Origin of the sequence: Shewanella sp. 10N.286.54.B9 (assembly GCF_041468565.1) — a bacterium.
Lineage (GTDB): Bacteria > Pseudomonadota > Gammaproteobacteria > Enterobacterales > Shewanellaceae > Shewanella.
In genome coordinates, this window is record NZ_JBFRIY010000112.1 from 1 (window position 1) to 4511 (window position 4511).

3 protein-coding genes are annotated in these 4511 nt (G+C 43.3%); 1 reads left to right on the forward strand and 2 read right to left on the reverse strand.

Features of this window, described 5'->3' with window-relative positions; translation table 11 throughout:
* The first annotated feature begins 246 nt into the window (after positions 1–246).
* Positions 247–495 (forward strand): hypothetical protein, encoded by a 249-nt coding sequence (locus AB4135_RS21975; protein ID WP_248973269.1) that lies wholly within the window; start codon positions 247–249, stop codon positions 493–495.
* Between the two features lie 90 nt (positions 496–585).
* Here the strand turns inward: AB4135_RS21975 and AB4135_RS21980 are convergent, their stop codons facing one another.
* The gene (locus tag AB4135_RS21980) at positions 586–2655 is read right to left on the reverse strand and encodes a M13 family metallopeptidase (protein ID WP_371995547.1); all 2070 of its coding nucleotides are present in this window, start codon (positions 2653–2655) and stop codon (positions 586–588) included.
* A 212-nt stretch (positions 2656–2867) separates the two neighbouring features.
* A complete protein-coding gene (locus tag AB4135_RS21985) occupies positions 2868–3932 on the reverse strand; it encodes a PepSY-associated TM helix domain-containing protein (RefSeq protein WP_371995548.1) in 1065 nt (354 codons plus the stop codon).
* Positions 3933–4511: the final 579 nt, after the last annotated feature.

Below are 4511 nucleotides of genomic sequence, written 5' to 3' on the forward strand. Positions count from 1 at the left end.
GCGGCAAAAACAACCGTGAAAGATTAACAGCCCCTAGTTATCGAAAATTCTCGCCTTGTTCTCAAGCGTTTTTCCTACGCTATTTCTGAACACTTACTTACTGTGACTGGTATAAGTTGCAAACTTTTTCTGACTTGCCATTAACTCAGTGCAAATTTAACCATAGACGCGTTAAAATGGCGCCAATATGGCAATTCTAACCAAGCTTTAGCATACATAGTTTGGGCAAGATGAAGAGAGAGTACTATGAGTGATGAACAAAGTGTGATTGATAGCTTAGATAAACTAGAAGCATTCCTACTATCAGTTGAAAATGGCGGTCTAGGTCTCGTTGGGGTCGAAGGGGTGGGGATGGCAACTAATAACGCCGATGGGCGTCACTTTGTTGCTGTTTTTGACAATAACCATAAGTTATTACATGCCCGTTGGATCACCGACGAAATCTTCGTTACCGGTAAAGAGATGGTACGTCATGGCGTAAAAGGCAAGCATTAAGCTTTTCACAGCTTGTCCCGTCCTGAATAAAAAAGCCCCGCTTGCATAAGCGGGGCTTTTTATTTTCTTATACCTACATGCTCATATTATTTACCAAATACGTACACGTTCTTCTTCAGTTAAGTAAAGTGCATCACCTGGTTTAACATCAAAAGCTTTGTACCATGCATCGTGGTTGCGTGGAGCTTGAGCACGGTAACGACCTGGAGCATGAGTACCGGCTCGCAGCTGGTTCAGCATGCTTTGCTCGGTGCGTTTCTCTTTCCAAACTTGTGCCCAAGCAAGGAAGAAGCGTTGATCGCCCGTCACTCCGTCGATTACCGGCGCTTCTTTGCCATTAAGGCTAAGTTTGTATGCGTGATAAGCCATTGACAGACCACCTACGTCACCAATGTTTTCGCCAAGGCTATTTCGGCCGTTAACGAAGTTATCAGGGATGGGTTCATACTTACTGTATTGAGCCGCTAACTGATCAGCTTTAGCGTCAAATGCAGCACGATCGGCATCTGTCCACCAGTTGCGTTGAATGCCGTTTGCGTCAGACTTAGAACCTTGGTCATCAAAACCGTGGCCCATTTCATGGCCGATAACCGCGCCAATACCGCCATAGTTGACAGCTGCGTCAGCATTCGGGTCGAAAAATGGTGGCTGTAAAATAGCTGCAGGGAATACAATCTCGTTAAACGAGCTGTTGTAATAAGCATTAACACGTTGTGGTGTCATACCCCAACGGTTACGGTCAGTTTTCTTTAGCTCTTTAGCAACGCTATCAGCTTTAAAGTACTCACGCAGATTATGAATGTTACCGACTAAATCTTTATTGGTCAGCACTAACCCATCGAACTCTTGCCATACATCTGGGTAACCAATTTTAGGGTTGAAAGCGGCAAGTTTTGCATGAGCATTAACTTTGGTTTCGTCACCCATCCAGTCAAGATCATCAATACGTTGACCCATAGCGGTACGTAAATTTTCAACCAGTTCAGACATCTGCTGCTTCGAAGACTCTGGGAAGTAGCGGGCTACGTACACTTTACCAATAGCAAAACCTAAAGATTGTGTGCCTGACATTTCTGAAATTGCACGTTTCCAACGTGGACGAGGTTCTTGCTGTCCGCTAAGTGTTTTGCCATAAAAGTCAAAGTTGGCAGCGTAAATGTCTTCAGATAGCACATCTGAGTTGTTACTTACCGTATGGAAAGTGAGGTAATCTTGCCAAACTTTAAGTGATTCACTATTGACTAGGCCAATCATGGTTTTAACCGGATCTGGCTGAGAGATGTTTAGCTGTGGGACTTGATAGCCGGTTTCTGCGAAGTACAGATCCCAATCAAAGCCTGGGTATTGTTTAGCAAGATCTGCGCGCTTAACCTGGTTCAAGGTTAGGTCTCGGTTACGACGCTTCTCTCGTGGCCATTGACCTTCTGCCATCTTAGTTTCTAACGCGAGTATAGCTTCTGCGCGTGCTTGACCATCTTTAACGCCAGCGAATGCAAGCATTTGTGCAATGTGACTAACATAAGCACTACGGATTTTAACGAATCGCTCGCTATCTTCCAGGTAGTATGAACGATCTGGTAGACCTAAGCCGCCTGCGCCAATCGACATTTCATATTGATTAGGGTCTAGGCGGTTAAACCACATGCCGCCAGAAATTGGCGAGGTTGCACCTGTCAGCCATGCTTGACCAAATACTTTGGTTAAATCATCGGTATTTTTGATTGCTGAGATCTGGTCTAAGGTGCCTTGAATAGGCGTGATCCCAAGCTTATTGATGGTGTCAGTATCCATATATGACTTGTAGAAATCAGCAATTAACTGCTCTTCAGCATTTAAATCACTACGACTAGCAATATCATCGATGATCTCTTTAACTTGTTCTTCACTGCGCTCAGCAAGACCGGTAAATGCGCCATAGCGAGTCTTATCCGCTGGCATGATGTAATGGTCATACCATGTACCGCTGGCGTACATAAAGAAATCATCGCCAGGTTTGACTGCTTCATTTCGTGCAGAAAGGTCAACCCCGAAGCTGCCTAGTTCCGCTTTAGTTGCAGTTGTCTTAGTGACTTCTGTTGCTGCTGTTTCATTAACATCCGAAGCGCCGCAGCCACCTAAAAAGGTAGTGGCTAAGGCAATAGCAATTAGTGATTTTTTCATTATTTTATGCTCTTCCTTGCTGAAGTTATTATAGTTTTTTGACGCTATAATCTTCTATAAATGGCATAAAATGTCAACAGGCTAATTGTTAGCAAAGTTTTGCAGTAGAGGGTTTTACAGAGATTACAGAGCGGTGATAGCTATAAAAGCGGGCGACAATTGCTAGCGTTAGTTGCCACGCTAGCAATTCGTCGCTGTTATATATATTGCTGTTACTTACGCTTTTTCTTAAATATACGGCGATAGAAGGTCAGCGCGCTAAACATTAATATCATGCTGCCAATCACCGACACTGAAGTGATAAAAAGCACGTAACTAAATGGCATATTCAGCGCGTCGTGTAACGGCCTTACAAAACTTGCAATTCGCCCTGATAGTGGTCTATCGCTATGTTTCAGTACGGCCTGAATCGTTCCTTCTGCATGGCTTATGGTTATACGGTCAGCATTACGCAACCACACGTCACTATGGCTATCAAACTGGATGCTATAGCTAGGCTCTGCTGCTGGTTCACCCTCTTTAGGCTTTTTAGCGCGAGCTTTACTGACAGCAACTAGTTGAGATTCTGGCCAAATGTCTTGCGCGGTTTGTAATTGGCTTGGCCAATCGTTGGCTTGGCTTTTAGGGTAACTAATCTCTATGTTTGAAGTTGGTTTTAATGCTCCGAACCACAAACCTTTATAAGTGATTAAAAAGCCACTTAAACACAAAACGAATAAGGGAACAGAGATAAACAGCCCTAGTTGAATGTGGCTTTTTAACAAACTGCTTGAGCGAGTATCTTTTGGGAGACTTTGTTTTAAGCGAAAACCTTTACGCACCCGCCACCATAGGTAGATCCCCACCAAGGTGATGACCGCGCCAATCATTGCTGCCCAGGCATTGAGGTACTTACCAAAGTCACCCATTAAGAAGTTTCTGTGTAACCAAAAGACGGTGCTATACATCGGCATTTCAGAAAACTTGCGAATAGACAGCTCATTGAGCTCATTATCTAACGCTATTGTAGTGCCTCTTGCACCAGCTTGAATATAAGGGGTGTGCTCAGTAGGAAAGCGAACACTGCTTATTTCTGGGTAGCGTTCAAACAGCGTATTGGTCACTTCAGCTTTTCGCTCTATTGACAGTGGTGCGTATTGTTGCCCTTTGTCATCAAGGCGTTTTAGCATGTCCATGCTGCCAAGGTAAACGCCTGTTGTTAATACAATTAGCATGGTAATACTAATAAAAAAACCAACCCAATTGTGGAACCATTTTAAAGCGGGAACGACATTCATTGTTAAGATCTCAAATCGGTCTTGGCAAAATATAAGCGCAAGACAACTACGGCTAATAGCTTACTTTTAGTTGTATAAAGGCTTTATTTTTATCTGGAATGTATCACAGGTAAATAAGTAAACTTTGAAGCTGAGAATGGTAATTAAACTCAGTTACAAGTTCAATTAAAGAAGTGTAAAGGAGCGTGATGTAGTTAGCAGTTTGAGTCTCTAGTGCTAAAACAAAGCCCACGGGGAGTGGGCGGGGCTGTAGAGATTGAAGCTAATGACCTGAATAGGTCGTTATTTACTCGCTTAAACAAGTGCCAACTTGTTGCGGTAGCAATTCAGTTGTCTGAATATATTTATCACCCATGCATGCGGTAAAGTGGCTAAAGAAAGCTTTAAGTTGACTGTTTAACTGTCTGTTTTTTAAGCGTTGTACTGCTTCTATCGCATTTTGCTGACATTGTGCTTTAAAGGGACGAAGGCTAGGGGCTGTTGATCTTTCGAGCTTAGTTTTTGTTCGAATTCAATTATTTTAGTACAAGGCTTGAGCGATGATGCTTAGCTGGCTAAGCGAAAAGCTCGTAACGCAGT

Excerpts from the sequence above, each read along its gene's own strand:
- AB4135_RS21985 (WP_371995548.1), bottom strand. The coding sequence starts at position 3,932 with ATGAATGTCGTTCCCGCTTTAAAATGGTTCCACAATTGGGTTGGTTTT.
- AB4135_RS21980 (WP_371995547.1), bottom strand. The coding sequence starts at position 2,655 with ATGAAAAAATCACTAATTGCTATTGCCTTAGCCACTACCTTTTTAGGT.
- AB4135_RS21975 (WP_248973269.1), top strand. The coding sequence starts at position 247 with ATGAGTGATGAACAAAGTGTGATTGATAGCTTAGATAAACTAGAAGCA.